General features: G+C 69.4%; 22 protein-coding genes and 2 pseudogenes. 16 read left to right on the forward strand and 8 right to left on the reverse strand.

Annotated features, from left to right (window positions below):
- Positions 1–4: 4 nt before the first annotated feature.
- From thpR to OG735_RS18985, 3 genes are all read right to left on the reverse strand, one after another.
- A complete protein-coding gene (thpR, locus tag OG735_RS18975; RefSeq protein ID WP_327324385.1) occupies positions 5–601 on the reverse strand; it encodes an RNA 2',3'-cyclic phosphodiesterase in 597 nt (198 codons plus the stop codon).
- 122 nt (positions 602–723) lie between these two features.
- Complete coding sequence (locus OG735_RS18980; RefSeq protein WP_327324386.1) at positions 724–2040, reverse strand: MFS transporter; 1317 nt, start codon at positions 2038–2040, stop codon at positions 724–726.
- Positions 2041–2079: 39 nt separating this feature from the next.
- Entirely contained in the window at positions 2080–2523 is a 444-nt protein-coding gene (locus OG735_RS18985; RefSeq protein ID WP_327324387.1) for a MarR family winged helix-turn-helix transcriptional regulator, read from the reverse strand.
- A 167-nt stretch (positions 2524–2690) separates the two neighbouring features.
- On the opposite strand from OG735_RS18985, the gene OG735_RS18990 reads away from it, so the two are divergent.
- Positions 2691–2873, forward strand: a complete 183-nt coding sequence (locus OG735_RS18990; protein ID WP_327324388.1) for a ribbon-helix-helix protein, CopG family — start codon at positions 2691–2693, stop codon at positions 2871–2873.
- Here the strand turns inward: OG735_RS18990 and OG735_RS18995 are convergent.
- Positions 2866–4320 (reverse strand): NCS2 family permease, encoded by a 1455-nt coding sequence (locus OG735_RS18995; protein WP_327324389.1) that lies wholly within the window; start codon positions 4318–4320, stop codon positions 2866–2868. The genes OG735_RS18990 and OG735_RS18995 overlap by 8 nt on opposite strands.
- A 233-nt stretch (positions 4321–4553) precedes the next feature.
- Here OG735_RS18995 and OG735_RS19000 point away from each other — a divergent pair, with 233 nt between their 5' ends.
- Together OG735_RS19000 and OG735_RS19005 are read left to right on the forward strand one after the other, a co-directional pair.
- Entirely contained in the window at positions 4554–4841 is a 288-nt protein-coding gene (locus OG735_RS19000) for a DUF2530 domain-containing protein (protein ID WP_327324390.1), read from the forward strand.
- A gap of 127 nt (positions 4842–4968) precedes the next feature.
- Positions 4969–7428 (forward strand): HAD-IC family P-type ATPase, encoded by a 2460-nt coding sequence (locus tag OG735_RS19005; protein WP_327324391.1) that lies wholly within the window; start codon positions 4969–4971, stop codon positions 7426–7428.
- A gap of 83 nt (positions 7429–7511) precedes the next feature.
- Here the strand turns inward: OG735_RS19005 and OG735_RS19010 are convergent, their stop codons facing one another.
- Positions 7512–8039, reverse strand: coding sequence for an ATP-binding protein (locus tag OG735_RS19010; RefSeq protein WP_327324392.1), 528 nt, complete (start codon positions 8037–8039; stop codon positions 7512–7514).
- A gap of 167 nt (positions 8040–8206) precedes the next feature.
- Between OG735_RS19010 and OG735_RS19015 the strand changes: the two genes are divergently transcribed.
- The 3 genes from OG735_RS19015 (at position 8207) to OG735_RS19025 (ending at position 9752) form a co-directional block, all read left to right on the forward strand.
- Entirely contained in the window at positions 8207–9121 is a 915-nt protein-coding gene (locus OG735_RS19015) for a helix-turn-helix domain-containing protein (RefSeq protein WP_327328373.1), read from the forward strand.
- On the forward strand, positions 9084–9212 hold the full coding sequence (locus tag OG735_RS19020) for a DUF397 domain-containing protein (RefSeq protein WP_327324393.1): 129 nt from the start codon (positions 9084–9086) through the stop codon (positions 9210–9212). The genes OG735_RS19015 and OG735_RS19020 overlap by 38 nt, the downstream gene beginning before the upstream one ends.
- Before the next feature lie 270 nt (positions 9213–9482).
- Entirely contained in the window at positions 9483–9752 is a 270-nt protein-coding gene (locus tag OG735_RS19025) for a hypothetical protein (protein ID WP_327328645.1), read from the forward strand.
- Positions 9753–9793: 41 nt separating this feature from the next.
- On the opposite strand, the gene OG735_RS19030 is transcribed toward OG735_RS19025, so the two are convergent.
- Positions 9794–10807, reverse strand: a complete 1014-nt coding sequence (locus OG735_RS19030) for an NAD(P)H-dependent glycerol-3-phosphate dehydrogenase (protein WP_327324394.1) — start codon at positions 10805–10807, stop codon at positions 9794–9796.
- A gap of 195 nt (positions 10808–11002) precedes the next feature.
- Between OG735_RS19030 and OG735_RS19035 the strand changes: the two genes are divergently transcribed.
- Complete coding sequence (locus OG735_RS19035) at positions 11003–11923, forward strand: TauD/TfdA family dioxygenase (protein WP_327324395.1); 921 nt, start codon at positions 11003–11005, stop codon at positions 11921–11923.
- 119 nt (positions 11924–12042) lie between these two features.
- Here OG735_RS19035 and OG735_RS19040 read toward each other — a convergent pair.
- Positions 12043–12817, reverse strand: a pseudogene (locus OG735_RS19040) (glycosyltransferase family 2 protein).
- A gap of 66 nt (positions 12818–12883) precedes the next feature.
- Between OG735_RS19040 and OG735_RS19045 the strand changes: the two are divergent.
- From OG735_RS19045 to OG735_RS41970, 9 genes and pseudogenes are all read left to right on the forward strand, one after another.
- Entirely contained in the window at positions 12884–14140 is a 1257-nt protein-coding gene (locus OG735_RS19045; RefSeq protein WP_327324396.1) for a nucleotide sugar dehydrogenase, read from the forward strand.
- A 52-nt stretch (positions 14141–14192) separates the two neighbouring features.
- A complete protein-coding gene (locus OG735_RS19050) occupies positions 14193–15581 on the forward strand; it encodes a hypothetical protein (RefSeq protein ID WP_327324397.1) in 1389 nt (462 codons plus the stop codon).
- The gene (locus OG735_RS19055) at positions 15578–16687 is read left to right on the forward strand and encodes a glycosyltransferase family 4 protein (protein WP_327324398.1); all 1110 of its coding nucleotides are present in this window, start codon (positions 15578–15580) and stop codon (positions 16685–16687) included. Before OG735_RS19050 ends, OG735_RS19055 begins: the two co-directional genes overlap by 4 nt.
- A gap of 155 nt (positions 16688–16842) precedes the next feature.
- Complete coding sequence (locus tag OG735_RS19060; protein ID WP_327324399.1) at positions 16843–16995, forward strand: hypothetical protein; 153 nt, start codon at positions 16843–16845, stop codon at positions 16993–16995.
- Positions 16992–17180, forward strand: a complete 189-nt coding sequence (locus OG735_RS19065) for a hypothetical protein (RefSeq protein WP_327324400.1) — start codon at positions 16992–16994, stop codon at positions 17178–17180. The genes OG735_RS19060 and OG735_RS19065 overlap by 4 nt, the downstream gene beginning before the upstream one ends.
- A 145-nt stretch (positions 17181–17325) precedes the next feature.
- Entirely contained in the window at positions 17326–17826 is a 501-nt protein-coding gene (locus OG735_RS19070) for a hypothetical protein (protein WP_327324401.1), read from the forward strand.
- The gene (locus OG735_RS19075; protein ID WP_327324402.1) at positions 17823–18107 is read left to right on the forward strand and encodes a phosphopantetheine-binding protein; all 285 of its coding nucleotides are present in this window, start codon (positions 17823–17825) and stop codon (positions 18105–18107) included. The genes OG735_RS19070 and OG735_RS19075 overlap by 4 nt, the downstream gene beginning before the upstream one ends.
- A complete protein-coding gene (gene fabV, locus OG735_RS19080) occupies positions 18104–19318 on the forward strand; it encodes an enoyl-[acyl-carrier-protein] reductase FabV (protein WP_327324403.1) in 1215 nt (404 codons plus the stop codon). Before OG735_RS19075 ends, fabV begins: the two co-directional genes overlap by 4 nt.
- Positions 19319–19337: 19 nt before the next feature.
- Positions 19338–19661: pseudogene (locus OG735_RS41970) on the forward strand (polyprenyl synthetase family protein); the annotation flags it as partial.
- A 97-nt stretch (positions 19662–19758) separates the two neighbouring features.
- Here OG735_RS41970 and OG735_RS19085 read toward each other — a convergent pair.
- A complete protein-coding gene (locus tag OG735_RS19085; RefSeq protein WP_327324404.1) occupies positions 19759–22923 on the reverse strand; it encodes a sacsin N-terminal ATP-binding-like domain-containing protein in 3165 nt (1054 codons plus the stop codon).
- Positions 22924–22987 lie beyond the last annotated feature (64 nt).

Raw genomic sequence — 22987 nt, forward strand, 5'->3', positions numbered from 1 at the left:
GAGGTTAACTCGCCCGTTCGGGTGGACTTGACCCCGTCCCGCCTCCCAGCGGCCAACTGCCCACCGTCTCGTACCGCGGCTGCTCGCCCCGTACGCCGCTGACCGGCAGATTGCTGCGTACGAGCGCGAGCTCGGCCACCTCCCAGGGCGTGCCCTCGAAGGTGTCCAGCCCCTCGACGTACGGACGCAGATCGGCCTCGTCGCGGCTGCGGGCGATCGTGAGGTGGGCCTGATAGCGGCGGTGCTCCTCCATGCCGATCCCGGCCCGCCGCGCCGCAGCGTCGGCGCGTTCCGCGAGCAGGCGCATCTCCTCCAGGCCGCCGGCGGCCCCGACCCACAGGGCCCGCTGCCCGAACCGCCCGCCGCCGTGGAGGCGCAGGGCGAACGGGTGGGTCCTGCGGGCGGCCCGCCCGAGCCGCTCGTGCAGCTCGGGCAGCAGCGCGTCCTCCACCTCGCCCATGAAGGCGAGCGTGAAGTGCCAGCCTTCCCGGCCGGTCCAGCGCAGCCGGTCCGCGGCGGGGAGGGACCTCAACCGGTCGACGGCGAGAGCGAGTTCGCCGACTGCCGGGGCGGGCGGCAGTACGGCGGCGAAGAGTCTCATGACCCGAGTCTGTCAGCCCCGACGGTCCGGGTCGGACAGCCCGACGGGTTCCGGTCAGGCCGCCCGACAGGTCCCGGGCAGGCAGTCCGACGGCCCCGGGCAGGCCGCCCGACAGGTCCTGGTCAGGCGGCTGTCGCCAGCTGCTCCCTCGGTACGAACTCCAGATGCCGGCGCCCCGGCCGCAGATCTATTTTGAGGCGCAGCCCGCCCACACGGGCGAGCATCACGCCGACTCCGATCGCGGCGACCAGCGCCACCGTGCCGCCCGCCGCGAAGCCGATCCGCGGTCCGTATGTGTCGGTGACCCAGCCGACCAGGGGCGCGCCCAGTGGCGTACCGCCCACGAAGACCATCATGAACAGGCTCATCACGCGCCCTCGCATGGCGGGTTCCGTCGCCATCTGGATGCTGGAGTTGGCCGTGACGTTGACCGTGAGGCCGAACATCCCGATCGGCACCATCAGCACCGCGAAGATCCAGAACCGCGGCGCGAACGCGGTCACGATCTCAAGGACACCGAAGAGCACGGCCGCGCCCACCAGCACCCGCAGCCGCGAGGCGCGGCGCCGGGCCGCGAGCAGCGCGCCCGCCAGGGAGCCGGCCGCCATCAGGGTGTTGAGCAGGCCGTACGTACTCGCACCGGAGTGGTAGACGTTGTTGACGAAGGCCGAGAGCCAGATCGGGAAGTTGAAGCCGAAGGTGCCGATGAAGCCGACGAGGACGATCGGCCAGATGAGTTCGGGCCGGCCCGCGACGTACTTCAGTCCTTCCCGCAGCTGGCCCTTGCCGCGCGGCGCGCGCTCGACCTTGTGCAGCTCGCTGTTGCGCATCAGCAGCAGGCCCGCGATGGGCGCGATGAAGGACAGGCCGTTGAGCAGGAAGGCGTAGCCGCTGCCGACAGCCGTGATCAGGACACCGGCGACGGCGGGGCCGACGAGGCGTGCGGACTGGAAGTTCGCGGAGTTCAGGCTCACCGCGTTGCCCAGCTGCTCCGGGCCGACCATCTCGGCGACGAAGGACTGGCGCGCCGGGTTGTCGACGACGGTGACCAGGCCGATGACGAAGGCCGTGAGATACACGTGCCACACCTGGACATGGCCGCTGAGGGTGAGCACGGCGAGCGCCAGGCCGGTGAGGCCCATCGCGAACTGGGTGGCCAGCAACAGCCGGCGCTTGGGCAGCCGGTCGGCGAGCACTCCGCCGTAGAGGCCGAAGAGCAGCATGGGCAGGAACTGCAGCGCGATGGTGATACCGACGGCGGACGCGGATCCGGTCAGGGTCAGCACCAGCCAGTCCTGGGCGATGCGCTGCATCCAGGTGCCGGTGTTGGAGACGACTTGCCCGGTGGCGAAGAGCCGGTAGTTACGGATCTTCAGCGAGCTGAACATGGTTGTAGGAGCTGGTGCGGGTGCGGAGTCTGCTCCGGGTCCCGGACTCAAAAGGGTTCGCCTCTTCCATGGTGCGGTGATTAGCGGTGATTAGAGGTGTGCGAGCTTCTCCAGTACGGGGGCGGCTGCGCGCAGCTTGGCCCACTCGTCATCGTCCAGCCCTTCGGCGAGCGAGGCCAGCCAGGCATTCCGCTTGCGGCGGCTCTCCTCGAGCATGGCTTCCGCCTGCTCGGTCTGGCTGACCACCTTCTGCCGGCGGTCGTCGGGGTGCGGCTCGAGCCGGACCAGTCCCTTGGCCTCGAGCAACGCCACGATCCGGGTCATGGACGGCGGCTGGACATGCTCCTTGCGGGCCAGCTCACCGGGGGTGGCATGGCCGCACAGGGCAAGCGTGCCGAGCACCGACATCTCGGTGGGGCTCAGCGATTCGTCGACGCGCTGATGCTTCAGGCGTCGGCCCAGCCGCATCACGGCTGAGCGCAGGGAGTTCACGGCGGCGACGTCGGCGTCATTGCCATGGGACAGGTCAGGCATGTTTGTTAGCATAACTCATTACCCAACCTAAAGACCAGTCGATTCTCCACACGCCGACCAGGATGTCGGCCACAATGTCGGCCAGGAGATCATTTCGTCACTCATATGAGTGAGCCACATCCGGAAAGTGACACAGCGGCTGCGGGCATCCGGCAACCCTGGCTGATATGGGATCGACAGTCCTCAGCCTGCGGATAGACGGTGAGCTACTCGACCGGCTCAGGCACCATGCCGCCAGACGCGGAATGAGCGTCCAGGACTATGTGGTCCGGACGCTCATCCGCGATGACTTCGACGAACGCTTCCAGGCGGCCGTCGAGGAGACAGAGAAGTTCTACGGCCTTACGTGAGACCCAGCGCGGGCATCGCGTAGTAGAAGACGAACACCGCGGACACCACGTACATGGCCACGGGCACCTCACGGCCCCGTCCGGCCACCAGCCTCAGCAGGCTGAAGGTGATGAAGCCGATGCCGATGCCGTTGGTGATCGAGTACGTGAACGGCATCATCACCATCGCCAGGAAGGCCGGCACGGCGACGGTGAAGTCGTCCCAGTCGATGTCCCGGACCGAACCGGCCAGGATCAGGAAACCGACCGCCAGCAGCGCCGGCGTCGCCGCCTGGGACGGGACCATCGTGGCGAGCGGCGTGAGGAACAGCGCCACCGTGAACAGCGCACCGGTGACGACGGACGCCAGGCCGGTACGGGCCCCCTCGCCGACGCCCGCGGTGGACTCCACGAAGCAGGTGGAGGCCGAGGACGAGGTCGCGCCGCCCGCGGCGACGGCGATGCCGTCGACGAAGAGCACCTTGTTGATGCCGGGCAGCCTGCCGTCCTTGTCCAGCAGCTTGGCCTCGTCGCCGACGCCGAGGATCGTGCCCATCGCGTCGAAGAAGCAGGACAGCAGCACGGTGAAGACGAAGAGAATGCCGGTGAGGTAGCCGACCTTCCCGAAGCCGCCGAACAGGCTGACCTTGCCGACCAGACCGAAGTCGGGCGACGCCACCGGGTTGCCGGGCCACTCGGGCGCGGTCAGGCCCCAGGACGGGACCGTCGCCACGGCATCGATGACCATCGCGACGATCGTCATCGCGACGATGGAGATGAGGATCGCGCCCGGCACCTTGCGGATGATCAGCGCGAGCGTGAGCAGCGCGCCGAGGATGAAGACGAGGACCGGCCAGCCGACGAGGTGGCCGCCGACGCCGAGCTGCAGCGGCACGGGGGTGTTGGCGGCGTCCGGGATACGGGAGACGAAGCCGGAGTCGACCAGGCCGATCAGCATGATGAAGAGGCCGATGCCGATCGCGATGCCCTTGCGCAGGCTGCGCGGCACGGCGTTCATGACACGCTCGCGCAGTCCGGTGGCGACCAGCAGCATCACGACGAAGCCGGCGAGGACGACCATGCCCATCGCGTCCGGCCAGGACATCCGGGGCGCGAGCTGGAGGGCGACGACCGTGTTCACACCGAGGCCGGCCGCGAGCGCGATCGGGACATTGCCGATCACGCCCATGAGCAGGGTGGAGAAGGCCGCCGTCAGCACGGTGGCGGTGACCAGCTGGCCGCTGTCGAGCTGATGGCCGTACATGTCCTTCGCGCTGCCGAGGATGATCGGGTTCAGCACGATGATGTACGCCATCGCGAAGAAGGTGGCGAATCCGCCGCGCACCTCGCGGGCGACCGAGGAGCCGCGCTCCGAGATCTTGAAGAAACGGTCCAGGCCGCCGGACGGTCGGCGGGGGGCCGGGGGCCGGTCTGCGGAGTCGACCTTGGCGGTGGCCGAGGGGGGCATGCGGAACCTCAGTCGTACGGGGAGGGGGCGGGGACAGAAAAGACAACGACAGTAAAAAACTGGCCAGACTTGTATCTTCCAACAAGCAAAACCAGTCATCTGTAAGCAGTTTCAGTATGAATACATAAGGCAAAGATTTCTATCTCCGCGCGTAGACCCTTGGGCCGCCCGGCCCTTGCCCGGCTGCCGACCGGCCCCGTGGCCTCGGCATAGGCGCCGCCTACACTGTGCGCATGGCGAAGTGGACCCCCAAGCACGAGGCACCCGAGCCCCTGGAGGGGCCCGTCGTCGCCACCATCACCGGCGGCACGATCCTCTGGTTCGTCCTCTTCCTCGTCCAGATCCCCTTCTACGGCTGGTTCGACGACCGTGACCTGATGTGGTGGGTGTGGACGTGTCTGGCCGGTGGCGGACTCGGGCTGATCGGCATCTGGTACGTACGCAGGCGGGACGTGGCGATCAAGCGCGCCAAAGCCGCCGAGGCGGCGGAGCCGGGTTCCTCTGCCGCTGCGAGCGACTGAAGCAAGCGACTGATCAAATGCCCCTTACCGCGCCCGTACTGCCACAGGACCATTCGCGTCCTACCGAGGTCTGATCCCCGGCGCACTCGGCGGGTGAACCGGCCCCTCCGGCCGTACCGTCGAAACCATGACGCAGCGGGCGAGAATCGACGCGGACGGCCCCGAGCCCGGCGGACCGACCATCGACGCGGGCTCCGAACTCGACCCCGTACACCCGATGAAGCTGCCCCGGTCCGCGATCGCAGTCCCGGCCACCGGGCTGACGACGGCCGAGGTCGCCGAGCGGGTCGCCCGCGGTGAGGTCAACGACGTTCCCGTACGCAGCTCCCGCTCCACCACCGAAATCGTCCGCGCGAACGTCTTCACCCGCTTCAACGCGATCATCGGCGTGCTGTGGGCGATCATGCTCCTCGTCGCGCCGATCCAGGACAGCCTGTTCGGCTTCGTGATCATCGCCAACACCGGTATCGGCATCATCCAGGAGCTGCGCGCCAAGAAGACCCTCGACGGGCTCGCGGTCCTCGGCGAAGCGAGGCCGACGGTACGGCGCGACGGAGAGGCGGCCGAGATCTCCACGTCCGAGATCGTGCTCGGCGATCTCGTCGAACTCGGGCCCGGCGACAAGGTCGTCGTGGACGGCGAGGTGGCCGAGGCCGACACCATGGAGATCGACGAGTCGCTGCTGACGGGCGAGGCCGATCCGGTCATCAAGCACCCCGGGGATCCGGTGATGTCGGGCAGCTTCGTGGTCGCGGGCGGCGGGGCGTTCACGGCGACGAAGGTAGGGCGCGAGGCGTACGCGGCGCAGCTCGCCGAGGAGGCATCCCGCTTCACGCTCGTCCACTCCGAACTGCGCAGCGGCATCAGCACGATCCTCAAGTACGTGACCTGGATGATGGTCCCGACCTCGATCGGGCTCATCATCAGCCAGCTCGTCGTCAAGAACAACAACTTCAAGGACTCGGTGGCCAGGACCGTCGGCGGCATCGTCCCGATGATCCCCGAGGGCCTTGTGCTGCTGACGTCGGTCGCCTTCGCAATCGGCGTCATCCGGCTCGGCCGCAAGCAGTGCCTGGTGCAGGAACTGCCCGCCATCGAGGGCCTCGCGCGGGTGGACGTGGTCTGCCTCGACAAGACGGGCACGCTGACCGAGGGCGGTATGGACGTATCGGAGCTGCGGCCGCTGGACGGCGCGGACGAGACGTACATACGGAAGGTGCTGGGCGCGCTCGGCGAGTCCGACCCACGGCCGAACGCCTCGTTGCAGGCGATCATCGACGCGTATCCGGACAGCGAGGAGTGGCGCTGCACGGAGTCGCTGCCCTTCTCGTCGGCGCGCAAGTACAGCGGCGCGGCCTTCAGCGAGGGCGACGGCGACAACTCCACCTGGCTGCTGGGCGCGCCGGATGTGCTGCTCCCGGCGGCCGACCCGACGCTGGGCGAGATCGGGCAGCTCAACGAGCAGGGCCTGCGGGTGCTGCTGCTCGCGCGGGCGGCGGGCGACCTCGACGCGGTGGACGTAGCGGCGGAGGCGAGGCCCACAGCGCTGGTGGTGCTGGAGCAGCGGCTGCGTCCCGACGCGTCCGACACGCTCGCGTACTTCGCCGACCAGAACGTCAACGCGAAGGTCATCTCCGGCGACAACGCGGTGTCGGTGAGCGCGGTGGCGGGCAAGCTCGGCCTGCCGGGCGCTGCCAACACGGTGGACGCGCGCCGGCTCCCCACGGAGCAGGCCCGGATGGCCGACGCCCTGGACGCCAACGCGGTCTTCGGCCGGGTCACGCCGCAGCAGAAGCGCGACATGGTCGGCGCGCTGCAGTCCCGCGGTCACACGGTCGCGATGACGGGTGACGGCGTGAACGATGTCCTCGCACTCAAGGACGCGGACATCGGCGTCTCGATGGGGTCGGGCTCGGAGGCGACGAAGGCGGTCGCGCAGATCGTGCTGCTCGACAACAGCTTCGCGACGCTGCCGTCGGTGGTGGCGGAGGGCCGGCGGGTCATCGGCAACATCACGCGGGTGGCGACGCTGTTCCTGACGAAGACGGTGTACTCGGTGCTGCTGGCGGTGCTGGTGGTGTGCAGCCAGGTCGAATACCCCTTCCTGCCCCGTCATCTGACGCTGCTCTCGACGCTGACGATCGGTATCCCGGCGTTCTTCCTGGCGCTGGCCCCCAACAAGGAGCGGGCGCAGCCGAACTTCGTACGCAGGGTGATGCGGTACGCGATCCCGGCCGGCGCGATCGCGGCCGCGGCGACGTTCGTCACGTACCTGCTGGCCCGCCACTACTACAGCGGCCCGGGCGCCCTGGACGCAGAAACGAGCGCGGCGACGCTGACGCTGTTCCTGGTCTCGATGTGGGTCCTGGCGATCATCGCCCGCCCGTACACCCTGTGGCGGGTGTGCCTGGTGGCGGCGATGGGGGTCGCCTTCCTGATCGTGCTGGTGGTGCCGTGGCTGCAGAACTTCTTCGCCCTGAAGCTGGTGGGCACGACGATGCCGTGGGCGGCGGTGGGAATCGCGGCGGCGGGGGCGGGGCTGCTGGAGGTGGCGTGGCGGTGGGTGGACCGGAGGTTCGCGGCGTAGGAGGCCCTTGCCCATTGCGTAGCGCCCTCTCGGCGAACATGGGCCGCCCTGTCGATGCGGAACCGCCCCCGGTGTCCTTCTCTTCACCGTCCCGGCGCTTCCACCGCCACTTCCGCCCAGATGGTCTTGCCAACGGGAACGCGCGGCGTCACACCCCAGCGGGCGGCCAGGACGTCCACGAGGAGCAGTCCGCGCCCTGACTCGTCGTCGGAACACGGTGTTGGCACACTGGTCGGCGGCTGCTCCGAAGAAGCGTCCGAAACCTCGATACGGATCAGACACCGCCGCGCATCCGAGCTGAGGCGAAGTCGGAAGTCCCGCCCTGGCACCCGCCCGTGGCGTACGGCATTGGTGGCGAGTTCCCCCACCAGCAGGGCGACGGTGCACGAGACGTCCGACGCGGCCGGGTGCCCCCATTCATCCATGCTGCGCACCGTGAGCCGCCGGGCGAGCCTCGCGCCTCGGGGTGTCGAGCTGAACTGTGCAGCGAACTCACGGAGTTCATCCTCGGAGTCATGCGCCTTCCCGTCGAGCGGCCGCACGGCTGCTTCCCTCTCGCGGTCCGGGCCGTCGCCCGACGTGGTCATGGTCTTCAGCACGGTGTCGCCCATTCCAGTCCGTCGATCCCTGGCACGACCCACAACGTGTGCGGGTCGTGACGTTCCGTGTTCAAGAATCGGCCGACGGCCCTACGCTCGGAAGGTGATGAGGCCTTACGTCGCAAGCGGTAAGGAACGGAAGTGAGCCCATGGCCAAAGGAATTCAGCCCGACGCGTCAATGGCAGCCCTCTTCGGCTCACGCGTCCGCAGACTCCGTACGGCCGCCGGGCTGACCCAGGCCGAACTGGGCGCGAAGACGCATGTGGTGAGCACCCGGATCACGCAGATCGAGCGGTCGTCCGGGGCGAAGCCGACGCTGGAGCTGGCGCGGGCGCTGGATGCGGCCCTCGGGGCGGACAACCTGCTGGTCGACCTGTGGCCCTATGTCTACCGGGAGGCGTTCCCCGACTGGTCGCGGGCGTTCATGGCGCATTCGGCGCGAGCCGTGTCCATCGGGCAGTACGCGGCGCATGTCGTGCCCGGTCTTCTGCAGACCGAGGCGTACGCACGCGCCCTCCTCAGCGTCGGCCGCTCACTCACGGGCGAGGAGCAGTTGGAGGAACGCGTGACCGCACGGCTCGCCAGGCAGAAACGGCTGCACGCTCCCGACCGCCCGGAACTCTGGGTGGTGCTCGACGAGTCGGTGATCCATCGTCCGGTCGGCGGAACGGGCGTGATGCGCCGGCAGTTGGTGCGGCTGCTGGAGGCTGCCGAGGAGCGTCATATCACGGTGCAGGTGCTGCCGTTCGACCAGGGAGCGCATGACGCGCTCGGCGGCTCCCTGACCGTGCTGTCCCTGCCCGACGGCACCAGGGTGGCCTACACGGAGGGCGCGCATTACGGCCAGCTTGTCGAGGATCCGCCCGAGGTCAATGACCTCACCCTGACCTACGATCGGCTGCGGGCGGCCGCGCTGCCCCCGCTCATGTCGCTCGACATGATCCGGTCCGTGATGGAGGGCAACTACCGTGCAGCGACTGTCCCGTCCCGATCTGAACGGCGCCGCGTGGCGCAGCAGCAGCTACAGCAATCAGGAGGGGGGCGACTGCGTCGAGGTGGCGGACGGATTCCCCGGCGTCGTGCCCGTCCGTGACAGCAAGGCCCCGAACCGTTCCGCCCTGGTATTCCCGGAAGCCTGCTGGGCCTCGTTCATAGGCGAGTTGAAGGCCGCCGACCGGTCCTGAGTCGACCAGGATTCGGTGCGGGCGTCGGCCTCCCGGAGCCTCCGGAACCTCGTGCGCGGGGGTCCGGCAGGCCACGAACTCCCCCAAAGAACCTGGGGTAAAGAACCACCTGCCCTCCTTCCCCTCCCACTCGTCACCCGGACGGGTGACTGGCTTGCGGGGGGAGTTGGCGGTTACGTTCGCCGCAACAACCTCAGGCATATGACGGCCCCCGGCCAGGACGGCAATCCTGATCGAGGGCCTCACCGATCAGGAAGTAGCACCTTCCCGATGGCTGAACCGCAGTCTAACGCGCCCCTGCGCGCCGACGCCGGAGCACCGACCTCCGGCGTGATCCACGTCCGTACGCGCCTCACCGCCGACTTCACCGTCGATCCGGTTGTACCGGCCGCTGCGGGTGACATCTTCCAGCGCAGCCAGCGTCCGGGCAGGCGGGTGAAGCCGCTGATCATCCACGCCATCTGGGCGGCGGTGACGGCGATCTGGACAGCGGACAGCACGGACACGTGCATGGCAGGAGCCTCCGGGTGGGGAGGGTGAAGGTGAGAGGTGGGCGGCCCCGCGAGGCGGGGCGCCGGGGGTCAGCGCTCGGGCTTGGGGGGCCGCTGCATCAGCGCGGCGGCGGCCTCGTCGAGGGTGACCTTCTCGTGCAGCAGGGCGGAGATCACTTCCGTGATCGGCATCTCCACGCCGTGGGCGTGAGCCAGGGCGAGGATCGCCTCCGCGGACTTGACGCCCTCGGTGGTCTGCCGGGTGGCGGCCGTCGCCTGTTCGACGCTCAGGCCGTGACCGAGGTGGGTGCCGAAGGTGCGGTTGCGGGAGAGCGGGGAGGAGCAGGTGGCCACCAGGTCGCCCAGGCCGGCAAGGCCGGCGAGGGTGGCCGGGTGGGCGCCCATGGCCACAGCCAGCCGGGTGGTCTCCGCCAGCCCGCGGGTGGTGAGCATCGCCGCGGCGTTGTCGCCCAGGCCCATGCCCGAGGCGATGCCGACCGCCAGGGCGATGACGTTCTTCACCGCGCCGCCCAGCTCGCAGCCGATCACGTCGGTGCTGGTGTAGGGCCGGAAGTAGGGGGTGTGGCACGCCTGCTGGAAGCGGCGGGCGGCGTTCTCGTCGGGGCAGGCGATGGTGGCGGCGGCGGGCTGGCCGTTCATGATCTCAGCCGCGAGGTTCGGGCCCGACAGCACCGCGACCCGGTCCGCGCTCACGCTGGTCACCTCGGTGATGACCTGGCTCGCCCGTTCCCCGCTGCCGAGTTCGATGCCCTTCATCAGCGACACGATCACGGTGTCGGGCCCGATGTGGGGCGCCCACGCGGCGAGGTTGGTCCGCAGGGACTGCGCGGGGATGGACAGCACCAGGTAGTCCGCGCCGTCCAGCGCGGCGGCCGGGTCGGTCGTGGCCGTCAGAGATGCGGGCAGCTCGACGTCCGGGAAGTAGCCGGGGTTGCGATGCGTCGCATTGATGGCGTGGGCGATCTCGTCCCGTCGGGCGTGCACGATGACGGGGCTGCCGGCGTCGGCCAGGATCTTGGCGACGGCGGTACCCCAGGACCCGGCCGAGAACACCGCCGCACGGGCGGAACGGTGCTGGCTCACTGCGCGGCCCTCTCGCCGGACGCGGGCCCGTCACCGGGGCGGCGGTCGGGCCGGGACATCCTATCGGCCGCGCCGGACCCGGCCGGAACGTCCGCGGGGCGTCGCAGTCCCGGACACCGCCACCGGCGGCAAGCGGATCGTCGTCCGCCTGCCCCTGGTCCCCGCCGAGAACCCCAAGAGAGAAGGAAGCCCCGCGTGTTCATCGACATCCCGAGCGGACTCGAAGCCGCTCTGATAGACCGTTCTCTCCCGACATGGGAACTGGACGGTTCGTTCCTGGCGACGTCCACCATGGAGCGGTACCGGACCGAGCTGAAGGGCACCCCGCAGTTCGAGGAGACCACCGCGACGCTGCGCCACGCGCTGACCGGAGAGGGCGGCGGATACGCCGTGCTGCGCCTGGGAAACCTCGCCAAGGCGCTGGGGACCGACGACGACCGGTTCCTGCGGCTGGCGACGGCCTTCGCGGCCGAGGTGGCGGTCCCCTTCTCGCCCTTCCCGCGGTGGCCCCTGTGGAAGGACATCGGGGTCAAGGTCGACAAGGACCCCGGCAAGTCCAGCGGCATCGGGTACAACGCATTCCACATGGACCTGGTGAACGGAACCTTGCCCCCGGACTACACCACGCTCCTCTGCGTTCGCCCCGACCCGCTCGGCGGCGGCCCCAGCATCCTCTCCGACGCCCACGCGGCGGTGGCGCGGCTGTCGGAGGACAGCCGCGCCCTCCTGGCCGAGACGGCCTACAACTACGGGACCTTCTTCGACCTGCACGGCGTCGGCGAGGAGTACAAGCCGTTCCCGATCCTGGACGGCTCCGACCCGGGCGGGGGGTTCGTCCGCTTCACCGCCAAGATGCTGGAGAGGTCCCAGCTCGGCCAGGCGCACGCCGACGCCGCCCGGGAGCTCGCCGACGAGCTCGTCCGGGGGCAGGTCTCCTTCATGCTCCAGCCCGGGGACTACCTCATCGTGAACCAGCGCCGCTTCCTGCACGGTCGGGAGGCACTCCACAGCGGTCAGGAGACCGTCCCGGTCGCCGACCGGCGGCTACTCCTCCAGTTGTTCCTCCGCGCGAGGGCCGGCGACAGCTCGGCCTGTGCCGGCCGACGGCACCGGTGACCCACCGAGTCCCGCCCCCGGGTCCAGCCCCCGAGCACGCGGCATGGCCACGGGGCGGGGCCCGGTCGGGCACCCCCGGAAACGGTTGCGCACCGGGCTCCTCGGGCCCGTGCGCGGATCTAGATACGCGAGTTGCGCAGCGACTGCCACACAGCGCCGGCCAGCGCCCGCGTCGCCCGTGGGACCGACAGATGCTCGTGCTCGCGGTACAGGGCCCAGTTGTATTGCACGAGCGACAGTTTGTTGGAGGACAGCGATCCCGCCTGGTGGGTCCTGTACACCGCAAGCGGCTCAGCCAGGCCCCGGGCGTCAGCGCCGTCCCGCATGATCGACAGCCAGAGAGCGTAGTCCTGGCGCTTGCGCAACTCCGGCATCAGCCTCGTGCCCAGGACATTGCGGTCGTACATGGCGGTGAGAGCACCGATGTGGTCCTGGACCAGCATCGCGCGGTAGTCCACGAGCTCCCGCGCATGGACCACCCGCCCGTTCGGGACCCAGTCGGTGCTCTCGCCGTCGTAGGCGGCGTCCATCTTGAAGTACGAGGTGAACGTCAAAGGCGCAGTGGCCTCCACAGCGAAGGCGAGCTGCTTCTCGGTCTTCTCCGGAAGCCACATGTCGTCGCTGTCGAGAAAGGCGATGTAGTCCCCCGCGGGCCCGCTCGATCGCGAGGTTGCGGGCCCGGCCCGCACCGCCCCGTTCGGGTGCCGACTTCGGCAGGACGCGCTTGTCCTGCTCGGCGAACTCGCGGAGCAGGTCCATGGAGCCATCGGAGGACTGGTCGTCGGTGACCAGCAGCTCCAGGTCGCTGTGGGTCTGCGTGAGCACCGATCGGACGGCTGCGCCGAGGGTGGCCGCCGAGTTGTACACGGGCATCACGACAGACACCAGGGGCACAGCGCTTCTCCTTGCCAGACCAGGAACGACGGTCCATTCAAGCACCGCAATCGAGTAGGAGCTGCCATGCAGATAGTTGTTGCTGGTCAGGGCTACGTAGGGCTTCCACTGGCCGTGCGCGCCGCAGAGGTGGGTCACCGTGTCGTCGGCTACGATGTGGACCCGCACCGCGTCCAGCAGCTCGCCGCCGGCCAGTCCTACGTGGAGGACGTGGCCTCCTCGCGGCTGCGCGCAGTGCTGGACTCCGGGGTCTACTCCGCGACCGCCGATGCTGCCGCGCTGGCCGGCTTCGACATCGCGGTGATCACCGTGCCGACCCCGCTGCGGGACGGCGTGCCCGACCTGACCTACATCGAATCCTGCGCCCGGACGCTGGGCGAGCACCTTCGCCCCGGTGCGACGGTGGTTCTGGAGTCCACGACCTATCCCGGCACCACCGAGGAACTGCTGCTTCCGATCCTGGAGAAGGCGTCGGGCCTCAAGGGCGGGGTGGACTTCCTGGCCGGATTCAGTCCTGAGCGTATCGCTCCGGGGAACAAGCGGTGGTCGTTCGACGGGACGCCGAAATTGGTCTCCGGAATCGACGCCAAATCACTCGATGTGATCAAGGGTTTCTACGACGGCATCTTTCAGACCACGGTTCCGGTGTCCGGGACCAAGGTCGCCGAGCTGGCCAAGCTGATCGAGAACGTCTTCCGGTTCGTCAACATCTCCATGGTCAACGAGATGGCGATGCTGGCCGCTTCCCTCGGCGTGAACATCTGGGAGGCGATCGACGCCGCCGCGACCAAGCCCTTCGGATTCACGCGGTTCACCCCAGGGCCGGGAGTCGGCGGGCACTGTCTGCCCGTCGACCCGTTGTTCCTCTCGTGGAAGGTCCAGCAGGAGCTTGGCGTCCCTTTCCGGTTCGTGGAACTCGCCGACGACGTGAACCGGCACATGCCCGACTACGTCGTCCGGCGTCTCGTGGAAGCACTTGACAAGCGCGGCATGCCCGTCAGCGGATCTCGGATTCTGCTGCTTGGCCTGACCTACAAGTACAACGCCACCGACCTTCGCAATTCCCCTTCGGCACGTGTCGCCGAACTTCTCATCGACCTCGGCGCCGAGGTCCGCGGCGCCGAACCCAACATCCCGGACGGCGACAGCACCAAGCTGAACGTGCCTCGGGTCGATGCGAGCCCGGACGAGGTCGCAGCCGCTGATGCAGTGGTTCTTCTCATGGACCACCCGCGATTCGACCTCCCGATGATCGAGAAATGCGCAACCTATGTTCTCGACTGCCGAAACCGCCTTTCCAGGCCGAACGTCGAGACTCTTTAGCTTCTCGAAATCCCCCGGACCCGCCGCCAATCCTCCATCCCCGGGAGTTGTCTTGCGCGACGAATGGGAAAACGCCCACACGGACTACACCATGCCCGCGCAGCGTCAAATTCCTGCCTCGCTGGCCGAAAGTGAGAGCGACTGGCGCCACTACCTGGAGCGCTCAACCCCCAACGGCTGGCTGATACGGCATAACGCGATGACCGAAGCGCTCGTCAGCGGAAAGCCGATGTACCTGCTGCACACCACCAAGGACATCGACGCCATCCGCATCAGCCGGCAGTTGCACGTCTCCACCGGATGCCTGGTCGGAGCCCTGTACTGCTCGCCTCTCGTCAGTCAGCGTGAGGGACTGCGCCCCAACAACCTCGGCACCTACCTGATGCGGACGAAGCCTTCCACCACGCCCATGGTCTTCGAGGTCATCCCGGACGCCCCAATCCGGCCCAAGGGCGTCGACTACCTGCATCTCGGTGCCATCCACCTGCGTACCTACGAGCGCTACCAGAGCTTCCTGACCCTGGCCGAGAACGACCAGCTCGACCACGCCGTGCTGACCGGGCTGCGTTCCGCGGCCGTGTTCCTCGACGCCGCCCTGCGCAACGCCGCCGGCCATGCCACTCCGGCACCCGAGTTCATCGACCAGTTGTCCGACGCCGTGGCCCACGTGCCGTTCCTCGGCTACCTGTACTTCGAGGTTCTGTCCGAATACCTGATGCTCCACTCCGTTACTCCGGAGACCAAGACCTATGCTCAGGCGGGAGAGCTGAACAACTGGCTCTACAAGCGACTCGCCTTCGCCGCCGTGGACGGCATGGACCAGTTGTTCGACCTGGCCCGTTTCAATCCGCGCTATCACCGGCTCGTCCAGCTCATCGAAGGCATGGAACCAGCTCTCGGCCAGGGAGTCACCGAGTACGTCCGGCGACGACTGTCCCACCTGTTCGCCCGGACCGCGCTGCACCCGTCCCAGGATGCGGCGTCGGTCACCTTCCTGGGCGCTGATCTCAGCACGCTCCGGAACGTCGCGCCTGGACTGATCGGGCAGATGATCTTCCGCGAGATCCGCTACATGCCGCGCTACCAGCAGCTCTACCACTGCTTCGAGAAAGCCAAGGCTCTTGAAGCATGGGACTACTGGAACAGCGAGGGAATACCCACACCCTTCAACGGAGTCCTCCCCAAGGGAGAGATAGGGATAAATCCCGTCTACCCCAGGTCGACAGTCAGAGCATGGACGGCAGAACAGGACAGTAAGGGCTGCTTACATCCGGCCGAGGAGGTCTCGGCCGTCTTCACGCCGCACCTGGCGTCGTGGTGGGCGCCACCTCGTCAGCGCGAGATGCGGAACGCCACCGATGATTCACGAGTCGAGTTGGCCCTGGGAGCCCCATCTCCGATTCCCACCCGACGGTCATCCATTAATGGAGTTTCCGCATGACCACCAAACTCCTGAACATCTTGACCGGAATCAACCGCACCTCCGTGCCTTCGTCCGGGAGCATGATCCTCGTCAACGATCTCTACGGCGCGATGCCTGACACCCATACGACCTTCCTGGGCAGGGCGCCGGTCGATCAGGCTTGGAAGGCCGCGTTCGATCATCTGATCACCCTCTCCACGACGAAACGCCCTCACGGCCCCGACTTCGACCCCTACGTTGACGAGTTGACACGTGAGGTCGGTGCGCTCATCGAGAAGATCCAGCCGAACGCCATTCACGCCCAGTACCTCGGGTTCGCTCTCAGCCTGGCCTTCACCCGAACGGCCGGCAACATCCCGATCATCGCCATCGCCCACGGCCCCGACGTGATGGTGGCCGAGCGCAGCGCATCGGAACGCGAGGCCATGAATGAAGTTGCTGCCGCAAGCGCCGCGATCGTCGCCCCGACCTCCGCCCTCGCCGACCGCATCGACCGTCTCACCGGACGCCGATTCACCGATCGACTCACCGTCATCCCGTGGGGTATCCGTTTGAGCGATGCCCGGGTACGCGATCAACCGCCTACTGGAATCGGACCCCTGTCTCTGGTGCACGCCGGTCGCCTGGACGACAACAAATCCACGATCACCGCCGTCGAAGCCCTCGCATTGACCGATCAGCCGCACCACTTGACCGTGATCGGCAAAGGACCCCTACGAGAGCATCTGGAACAGCGGGCTATCGAACGCGGGCTGCGGGACCGGGTCCATTTTGTTCCGTTCCTGCCCCGCGCCGAACTGTGGCGCCGTCTGCCGAACTTCGACGCCTTCGTCTTCACGACCAGAGGTCTGGAGGCGTTCGGGCTTGTCCTCCTTGAGGCCCAAGCCCACGGACTCCCGGTTGCCTACTCCGAGCTTCCCGGTGTGAGGGAAATTCTCGGGAGCGCTGGCGTTGCCTACACTCCTGGCAACCCGCGCTCGCTGGCCGTGGCCCTAGACGAGCTGGGCCGGGACTTCCACCGGCGCAAGGCCCTGGCCAAGGTGGCTCTCAGCAACGCGCGCCGATACGACATCAGTACCACCGGCCGCCAGCTTCGCGAACTGACGCTCCGCGTTACCTCCTGACCCCGGTGTTTCGAGACCGGCCTCGGGACTGGTGAGGTCGCGCGTTCAGGTGTCGCGTATTCCGGCTTCGCCTTCGACCGCGACGGCTTGCTCGTCCTGCGCGGCGCCCTCGCCCTCGAGGTCCGCGACCGCGTAGGCGAGGCGCCGTTCGGCTCGTGGCTACCGACCGGACCTCGGGCCGGGACCGCTCGGTCGACAGCAAGGACGGCTTCCGCGCCGTCGTCGCCCTGGACGACGCCGAGCGCCGCCCCGGCTCGCTGACCGATCACCCGACCCTGACCGTACCCCCGCGAGAGACTGGGCCGTGACTTCCTCCACCACCTCGTACACGCCCGAAGAGCTGTTCGCGTCCACCGCGCCGTACTACGCCGCCCACCGGCCCCGCCACGCGCCCGAGTTCTACACCCTGCTCGGCGACCACTGCGGCCTCGACGGCACCCAGCGGGTGCTCGCCCTCGGCGCCGGCCCCGGCATCATCGCCACCCACCCCTGACGACACGCGCGTTGCCGCCTGGCCGACGACCTCGTCATGCGGCCAGGCCGCAGTGCAGTCTTGAGACACTCCCAGGCTGGAACAGGTTGGGTGGACGAGCTGATCGCCGTGCACGAGGCGGCGCAGGGAGTTCCCGCACGAGCGGGTGCACTCCACCCTGCGGGTCTACCTCGCCAACGACCGCCTCGATGAGCAGGCGCCGGTGAACCGGCCCGGGCTCACGCCGGTCGCCAAGTGGATGGATCGCTGCTTCGACTGCTTCGCCCTCACCGTCGGCGCCTACATTCTGCCGACCTCCCTACTGAAGGAGCACGGGGCCTGGTACACCTGCGCAGCGTTCAACGTGCCGGAGAAGCTCGCGTTCGGAAACCTGCTGCGCGAGCGCGCCACCGACGTCATCGCCCGCGCCAACTCCTCCGCCTACGTAGCCCGGGTGCGGGCCGGCGGCGGACTCAAGGCCCTCCACGACGTCGTTCCCCGCTCCTACACCGAGCAGACGACGTGCACCAGCTTCTGCGACTCCTGCACACTGCTGATCGACCGTCACGACGCAGCCACCGGTGCCACGACCGGCCACCGTACCGATCCGGTCATCCCCGTCGCCTCCCTGCTGAGCCGCACGAACGCGGCGAGGGCTGTCCGGTGACCGTGGAAACCGCAGGCGTGACCACCGAGGCGCTGGTGTGGATTACCGGGAAGCCCCGCGAGGCGTGTGCACGCCCCGAGGCCCTCCTGGAGCGGGACCTCGGAGTGGACAGCCTGACCCTGGTCGAACTGGTGGAGACCCTCCAAGACCGACTCGCCATTACTGTCCCCGACGAGGTGACCGCCCGTGTCCGCATGGTCGCAGACTTGCAGGATGCAGTGGGCCGGCTCGTGGCCGCCGCAGCCTCCTCGTCCGCGACGACTTCAGGGACCAGTACATGAGCGAACGCGTCATCTCCCCCCGCAACCGTGGCTTCCTCTTCCTCGACTCCCACCCGGCCGGCTGCGAACGCCTGGTGGAAGACATGTGGCAAGCCGTCCCCGCCCCCACGGCACCAGTTGCCCAGCGGGGCCCGGTGGCACTGATCATCGGGTCCTCTGCCGGATACGGGCTCGCCGCCACCATCGCCGGGCTCGCCCGCGCCGGGATCCGCGGCATCGGCGTCTGCTTCGAGAAGGCACCCACTGAGCGGCGCACCGGCACGGCCGGCTGGTACCGCACCGCCGCCACCGCCGAACTCGCCCGCCAGCACGGCCGGGAGATGGTCTTCCTCAACGGTGACGCCTTCTCCGACACGATGAAGAACCAGGTAGCCGACCTGATCGAAAAACGATACAGCGGCAGACTGGACTACCTGATCTACTCGGTGGCCGCTCCTCGCCGCACCGACCCGGACACCGGTGCCACGTACGCCTCTGTCCTCAAGCCGATCGGCGACGCCTACCGCACCAAAACGCTCGTCTTCGACGACCAGGGCACGCCGGAGGTACGGGAGGTTGAGACCGGGCCGGCCGAGGGCGACGACGTCGAGCAGACCATCGCCGTCATGGGCGGCGTCGACTGGGAGCGGTGGATCGACCACCTCGCCGACCGCGAGCTGCTCGCCGACGGCTTCACCACCGCCGCCCTGTCCTACATCGGCTCCTCACTGACCGCGGCGATCTACCGGCAGGGCACCATCGGAGCCGCCAAAGCACACCTTGAGCAGACGGCCCGCACCCTGAATGAGCGCCTGGACAAGCTGGTCGGCGGGCGGGCGGTGACCTCCGTCAACGGCGCGGCTGTCACCCAGTCCTCCACCGCTATCCCCGGCATTGCCCTCTACGTCGGCCTGTTGCGCGGTGTCCTCGGCGACGCAATGGTGCCGCCGATCGCGCAGCTCACCGAAGTGTGGGACCAGCTCACCGGCGTTCGGCCTCCCGAACTGGACAACGAGGGACGCGTACGGCTCGACACCTGGGAGCTGGCCCCCGACGTTCAGGCAGCCGTCACCGAACGCTGGCAGCAAGTCACCACCGACACCATCACCGAACTCGCCGAACTCGGCTGGTTCCAGGCTGAAGTCCGTCGCCTGTACGGCCTCTCCGTACCCAGCATCGACTACGCCGCTCCGGTCGAAACCCACATCCCCTGGCCCGACCCCACTCTCTGACGCCCCTTGGAGGAACGCCATGCGCCTGCCGTCCAACGACACTCTCATCAGCTGGCAGCAGCAGCTCGAACAGGAACTGGCCCGCTTCGCGGACACCGAACTGCGCCAGGCCACCGGCCGGATCAGCGAGCCGGACGTTCACGATGCCGCCGCGGCCTACCTGACCCGCCCCAGCAAGCGGCTGCTCGGCATGGCGTTCCTCCACGCCGCCCACACCCTGGGCGTCGATGCCCACCGCGATGACTTGGTCGCCGTGGCGGCCGCGCTGGAGATCCGGCACGGTGCGATTCTTCTGCACGACGACATCGTCGACGGAGACACCCAGCGCGGCGGCCACCCCACCGCCCACCACACCCTGCGTGCCGCCGGACGCCGGCCGGCCCGGCAGCGTCAACGGGGCACAGGGAGCGCCCGTGCCGCCGGGCCCCGGGTCGCAACCGCTACGCGTCGAACCAGCGGTCCCGCGCCAGTTCCTCCGTGCGGGACGGGTCCTCCAGCAGTGCCGCCACCTCGAAGCGGCGCGGCCACTGGCCCGCCGCCCAGGCCAGGCCCGCCGCCACGCCCTCCAGGGTCGATGCGTGGATCACGCCGTCCTGGGTGCGCCGCCAGTCCAGTTCGACGCCGCCCGCCACCAGCTCCTCGTGCTCGACGTACGTCGCAGGGGTGCCGCTCCCGAGCAGGACGTGGACCGACTCCGGGACCTCGTGTTCCTCGCCCTCCGTGGTCACCTCCGCCGAGACCGCCTCGCCCAGGCGGCGGACCTGGAACAGCTCCGCCAGCTCCGCCGCCCGTGACGGCGCCACCGGCAGCAGCGGCAGGCCCGCCGTCAGCGGGAGCAGATCCGGCGCGTCCGCCACCACCGCGTCCGAAGCGTCGACGACCCGTACCTCGCCGTCGACGACCGCCCGCAGCTCGTCAGGGAGCGTGACCTGATCCGGGTCGAGGTACGCCAACGCCGTGTACAGGGCGTGGAGTTGCGCACCGGACACCTCGCGAGAGGGATCTGCGAGCCGGCCGAGCAGCTCCGCCGCCCCGCCCGGTTCTTCCAGCAGCGCGGCCAACGACGTGCGCACGCCCAGCGCACGCAGCACCTGCACGTCCTCGAAGCCCGTCGCGTCCGCCGTGTCGTACAGACCGGCCAGCAGCGGATCGCCGCCCGCCGCCCGCAGACCCGCCGGGCGGCGCCCGTCCAGCACCGGATGGTCCCGCAGCCACCACGCCGTGTACGGGCGCACGGTCTCCGTCGTCCCGTCCGGGAGCAGGATCCGTACGGACTGGGTCAGCGCGTCCCGCAGCGGCGGCTGCGCCAGCAGCGCCAGCGCGCGGGGCCAGCAGTCGTCGTCCACCAGGTCCAGATCCCGTACGGCGACGATCTCCGTGGCGACCGGCGGCACCGGCGTCTGAGGCAGCCGGTCGAGCACGTCCTCGCACCACACGTCGACCGCGTCCAGCAGACCCGCGTCGTCGGGCTCGGCGAAGTCCCCTTCGCGGGGCTCAAGTTCATCGGGGTCGAGGACCACATCCGTGGCCCGCACGAGAGCGAAGTTCGCCAGCACACCGCACGCGGCCAGCGGCTGCTCGCCCCACCGCTCGGCCAGCTCGCCGTCGCAGAGCGCCAGTTCGTCCTCGCGCATCACCGAGGCGAACGGGCTGCCCGGCAGCACCAGTTCACCCGCAGGAGCGAACTCGCCGTCCTCGTCCGGCAGCGCCAGCGCGCCCAGCCACGGCTCGTCCCCGGGCTCGATGCCCGCATCCCGTACCAGCGCCAGCACCGTCTCGGCGAGCTCCTCCGCGTCCAGCGCGGCACCGTCCCCGACTCCGTCGTACCAAACCTCGCCGGCGTCCAGCGAACCGGCCACCGCCGCTCGCACCTGCGGCGTCGTCAGCACGGCGCGCGGCGTCGCGGGCAGCGCGCCCAGCTTCTCCAGGAGCGGATGCGCGGCCTCCGGGTGGACCACCTTCAGCCCGAGCCGCGCGAGATGCGGCGGGGTCTCGGCCAGCGGCAGCAGCGTCTGGCGGGGCCCGATCGTCGTACGCCCGTCGGCAAGCGGCACCGGCAGCCCGGTCAGCCTGTCCGGGTCGACCCCGGCGAGGCTGTCGTACAGCCGCTGCCACCAGCCGGGCTCGCGCTCAAGACCCGCGAGCCGGTCGATCGCCTCGGTCAGCGGCACCCGCGCCACGCCGAGCGTGCGCAGCTCCACGCGGCGCTCGAGACCCGCGGGCAGCAGGCTCGGCAGCACCTCGGCCAGCACACGGACGGTATCCGCGCCCGCGCCCTCCAGGACCTCCGCCTCGATCGGCCGCAGCCCGGCGGAGACATCCTCACGGTCCGGCAGCCCGGTGTCCCCGGACCACTCGCCGGACACATCGCGCGGCAGCGCCGCCTCCAGGAACGCCGTACGCGGCAGCAGCCGAAGGATCGCCTCCCGCAGCGCGCCGTCCAGCGCGCCCTTGCCCAGCGGACCGGGCACCAGGTCGATGGTGCCGACGGTCACCGGCTGCCAGCTGCCGAGGAGTTCGGCGTACGCCCCGGCCGCCTTCCGCACCAGGAAGTCGGTGAGCGGCCCGGGCGCCGGGTGGCGGCGGGTGGTGTCCAGCGGCAGCGAGGCGATCAGCAGCGCGGGCACGCCGAGAGGTTCGTCGGTGGGCGTGGGCGCGTGCACCACAGGGGCGGTACGCGGCCGGGCCGGCGCGCCCTCCTCGTCCACGGGCACGGCCCAGGTGACGGTCCAGTACGGCCGCAGCCGCTCCTCGACGGGCCGGTCCGCGAGCAGCGCGGGCTCGATGGCGCCGCCGTGGCTCACCACCCGCCAGCGCCGGTCGCCCTGCACGCTGTCCTCGATGTGGACGTACGGGCCGTGCTCGGAGCGCCTCAACACCCGTACGCCGCCCGGGGTTTCGACGACGATCTCGGTCAGGCCGGTCAGCGTGAGCAGCAGCGCGTCGTCGATCCCGGCGAGCAGCCGCTCCACCAGATCGACCGCGGCCCCGTCCCGCAGCGGCAGCACGACGACCGTGTCGTACCCCTCGGGAGCCGTACCCTCGGCAGGCAGCGGCAGGCGCAGCAGCGGTACGTGTCCGTCGCGGCGGCGCAGCTCGTCGCCGAGCCCGGGGCTCGCCTTGGCCGCCTGCTGGGCCAGTTCCCTGGCCTCGGCCAGGGACCAGCGCACGCCTCCGTGCCGGCCGATGACGGCGGGCTCGTCGCTCACCGCGAGGACGGCCGCGAAGCCGACGCCGAAGCGGCCGACGGCGGCCTCGTGGCCTTCGCGCTTGGCCGAGGCCCGCAGCGTGCTCAGCGATTCGACGCCGGTCGCGTCGAGCGGCGCGCCGGTGTTCGCGGCGGCGAGGACAGCGGGCTCGTCGCCCGTGCCGGGCCGCAGGGTCAGCCGGAGCCGGCCCGGCACGCGGGCGCGGGCCGCGGCGTCCGCGGCGTTCTGTGCGAGTTCGACGACAAGGCGGTCACGGTAGCCGCCGAGGGCCAGATCCTCCTCGGCGTTGGCGTCCTCACGGAAGCGGGCGGGACTGGCCCCCCACGCGTCGAGCACCCCGCGCCGCAGCCGCGCCGTCCCGAACGGGTCCGCCCACTCGGTCGTCCTGACGCTCACGCTGTGACTCCGCTCTCTCCGGTTGACCCGCAGTCTGCGTGCGGACCATGGGCGGCCCGCAGTC

This window comes from Streptomyces sp. NBC_01210, assembly GCF_036010325.1.
Lineage (GTDB): Bacteria > Actinomycetota > Actinomycetes > Streptomycetales > Streptomycetaceae > Streptomyces.